At 63.2% G+C, this 2,711-nt stretch carries 3 protein-coding genes; all 3 read right to left on the reverse strand.

Annotated features, from left to right (window positions below; genetic code table 11):
• Window positions 1-313: 313 nt before the first annotated feature.
• The 3 genes from ACESNG_RS08990 to ACESNG_RS09000 all read right to left on the reverse strand — a co-directional run bounded on the left by ACESNG_RS08990 (window position 314) and on the right by ACESNG_RS09000 (window position 2,548).
• Window positions 314-1,675 carry a hypothetical protein gene (locus ACESNG_RS08990; protein ID WP_373063233.1) on the reverse strand — a complete coding sequence of 454 codons (1,362 nt, stop codon included), beginning with the start codon at window positions 1,673-1,675 and terminating at the stop codon, window positions 314-316.
• The gene (locus ACESNG_RS08995) at window positions 1,608-2,186 is read right to left on the reverse strand and encodes a hypothetical protein (protein ID WP_373063235.1); all 579 of its coding nucleotides are present in this window, start codon (window positions 2,184-2,186) and stop codon (window positions 1,608-1,610) included. The genes ACESNG_RS08990 and ACESNG_RS08995 overlap by 68 nt, the downstream gene beginning before the upstream one ends.
• Before the next feature lie 200 nt (window positions 2,187-2,386).
• Entirely contained in the window at window positions 2,387-2,548 is a 162-nt protein-coding gene (locus tag ACESNG_RS09000; RefSeq protein ID WP_373063237.1) for a PEP-CTERM sorting domain-containing protein, read from the reverse strand.
• Window positions 2,549-2,711: the final 163 nt, after the last annotated feature.

A 2,711-nucleotide genomic window follows, 5' to 3' on the forward strand; every position in this document is an offset into this window, starting at 1 on the left:
CACGCTCGACGCGAATGCCACGATCAGCGGCGACTCGCCGTAGCTCAACAGATGCAACGCTTCGTCGCCAAGCAGGAGACGAGGCGTCACCGACTTTCCGGCCTTGATCCGACCGGCAGCACTCGGTCGGGCCGGCGAAAGGAATTGAATCGAAATGCGTTGTCCACACGCGGTTCTTCGCCACTTTGTTTGAGAAGGCGCGCGCGAGGGCATCTGTACTGCCAAACACTTCGAGCACCCGATCTGTGAGATGCGCCGGGACGAGGTCCGTGAAGTGCGTATCTGGCGTAGCTTCACGAACATGCCGTGTCACTTATTTCGCGTCGCGCACCAGCGGATTCGACGAGAAGAAACCAGTCGGTACCGGTTTGAACCCCGCGACGTGCGACGGCATGACCGGCCAGTCTTCCGCTCTGGGCAAGTGCGTGATCCCCATGATGTACCAGAGCACCACATCGGTATCGCGAACGGAGGTGTCACCGCGAGTAAACGTCGGCAATCCTGCCCCGCCGCGGCTCTGATTGGGATAGTCGCCGGCGGCATACAATTCGTCGCGCCGATACGGTGTTACCCATAACTGCGCGTCTAGAAAACCGGCGCGCTTGCGAATCCAACTCGATGTGTCGGCCAGTGGAAGCGCGTTCTCGCTCGGCACCAAACTCAGCCCAACGGCGCCGCGCACGGCATTGCGCACAGCGGTGTTCTCGACGACCCAACGCCGCGCTGCCGATGACGAGGTGAATCGTTGCGCCGCGCGCTCTGACATGAGCAGCGTACGCGTGCATTGCATGCCCGAGTGTGCGCCCTGCGGGTCGTCGGCGGCCGACGGTTGTCCCTCGACCTCCACCACCTGCTGGTGTGCGGCGCCGTCCACGTCGGTATCGAGCCGAAAGGCGAAGAAGTGCTGGTGATGCGGCGCCACGATTACGTCGGTCACACGTTGTCCGTGGGCGTCCGCGCGCGTTACGGAGTCCGCCGGCCATCGGCGCGTGCCTTTCGCCGACATGATGCCCATCAGCGTCGCGCGCTGTTCAATCACGCCGTCTTCGTGGAAAGTCCAGGCGAAGCCGTACTCGTAGTTGCCAAGCGTCGAAATCCATTCGACCACGAGTTCGCGACTACGGCGTGCCTGCGTGCCGAATCGCCACGCCAGCCCTCCGTCGCGCTCGTACACCGCGACCGCGCGCGGTTGGGTACGCACGATGCCGGTGCCGTCGACGGCGAGGGCGTTAAGAAACATCGCGCCGGCGGGCACGTCGACGTTGGCTTGCAATGAAACGAAGTGTCCGAGACCAAGCTCGCCTTCATCGAGCGCATTGCGCACGACCCAGTCTCGCCCCGAGTCGCCGTACGGCACGACCATTTCGGACACTGACGCGCGATAGAGCATCGACCGTTCGCGAGCGCCGTCTGTATACGCGACGTGATGGAGCACGACTCCTTCGCGCGGATGCGTGGCGACATGCAGTCGCCAGTGCCGCCACCGAATCGTCCCACCGGTCATGCGAACATCGGTGCCAGCAGGGACGAGCTTCGAAAGGTTGAGTGCCGGCGGGGCTACGTCGGGAGCAAAGCGGCGCATTGGTAACACTGGTGCGGTATCACCGTCAGCAATAGCCAGTACGCGTTGTGTGGTCAGGTCGACAAGAGCACTGACGCCTTCGATTGGTCGCATAAACGCCGGATCCTGCGGTCGTTCCTGGACGGAGGGAAACGCGCGCACCAGACGCCCACGCTCCGTCGTGTCGCCGAAGTAGCCCGCGCTCCATCATCGCCATCGAGCATCGGGTGCACGCCGGGTATGCTCGGGTGTCGAGCACGCGGTTCCCCGAGACATCGACCAGCGTCTCGCTTGTCGTATTGCGAGACATGTCGAGCGTCACGACACGGGCCTGTCGCGGGGCGTTGCCGCTTGGCAGTAAGGCGCCCTTCGCCGGCTCCTCAAGAGTGACCGACACGATCCGTGCGTCTTTGGCAATCGACGGCAGTGCGCGAGTGAGTTGCACCGCGCTGGCGAGCTCCGTCGCGTCCAGCGCGTCGAATCGTCGGTCGTCGGCCGGGGTCGATCCCGACGGACCCGCGGCGCAACCCAGCGCCGCGAGAATGATGAGGGACAACGGACCGCGCCGGGTTCGAGCAAAAGTCCACCAACCCGTCGTCCAAATGGTCCTCGTACGGCGTCGCATCCCGTAAGTGAACGGCCCTCCGCGACTGACGCAATACCGGACTGTGCCGCGGAAACCGTGCGGCGCTGCGACATTATGTATCACTACCGCAACATATTGTTTGCGCCGCGCTCGCGAAACCGCGATGCCCGAAACGAACAACGCCACAGTTTTTCGACCGGGGCGTTGCGTCGTCGCATCGTTGCTCAGCGCAGTTTCGCTTACTTGCGGCGACGGCGAGCGACAATGCCCAAGCCGGCCAAGCCGAGAGCCATCAGGACGTACGTCGCAGGCTCAGGGACCACGGTTTTGGTCAGCCCATTGTTTCCAGCAGACGCCGAGGCCAGCGGGGCGAGCGACATCGCGACGGCAGCAACCAACATCTTGTGTACGTATTCATGAGACCATCCTGTTGTCTGGAGGTGGCGCTACGGCTAAACAGAAGCTTCTCTCTGCACAGCTGAGCCCGCAAAATATGTGCCGTCAGAATGATGGCAGATTAGGAGTGGATCCTCACACAAGAACGGCGGCCGTCCCGATCGGGCG

The organism is Gemmatimonas sp. (assembly GCF_041689975.1).
Classification (GTDB): Bacteria; Gemmatimonadota; Gemmatimonadetes; order Gemmatimonadales; family Gemmatimonadaceae; genus Gemmatimonas.

Bases quoted from the DNA above. Each gene is read 5' to 3' on its own strand.
- ACESNG_RS08990 (WP_373063233.1), bottom strand. From the start codon at position 1,675: ATGCGACCAATCGAAGGCGTCAGTGCTCTTGTCGACCTGACCACACAA.
- ACESNG_RS08995 (WP_373063235.1), bottom strand. From the start codon at position 2,186: ATGCGACGCCGTACGAGGACCATTTGGACGACGGGTTGGTGGACTTTT.
- ACESNG_RS09000 (WP_373063237.1), bottom strand. From the start codon at position 2,548: ATGTTGGTTGCTGCCGTCGCGATGTCGCTCGCCCCGCTGGCCTCGGCG.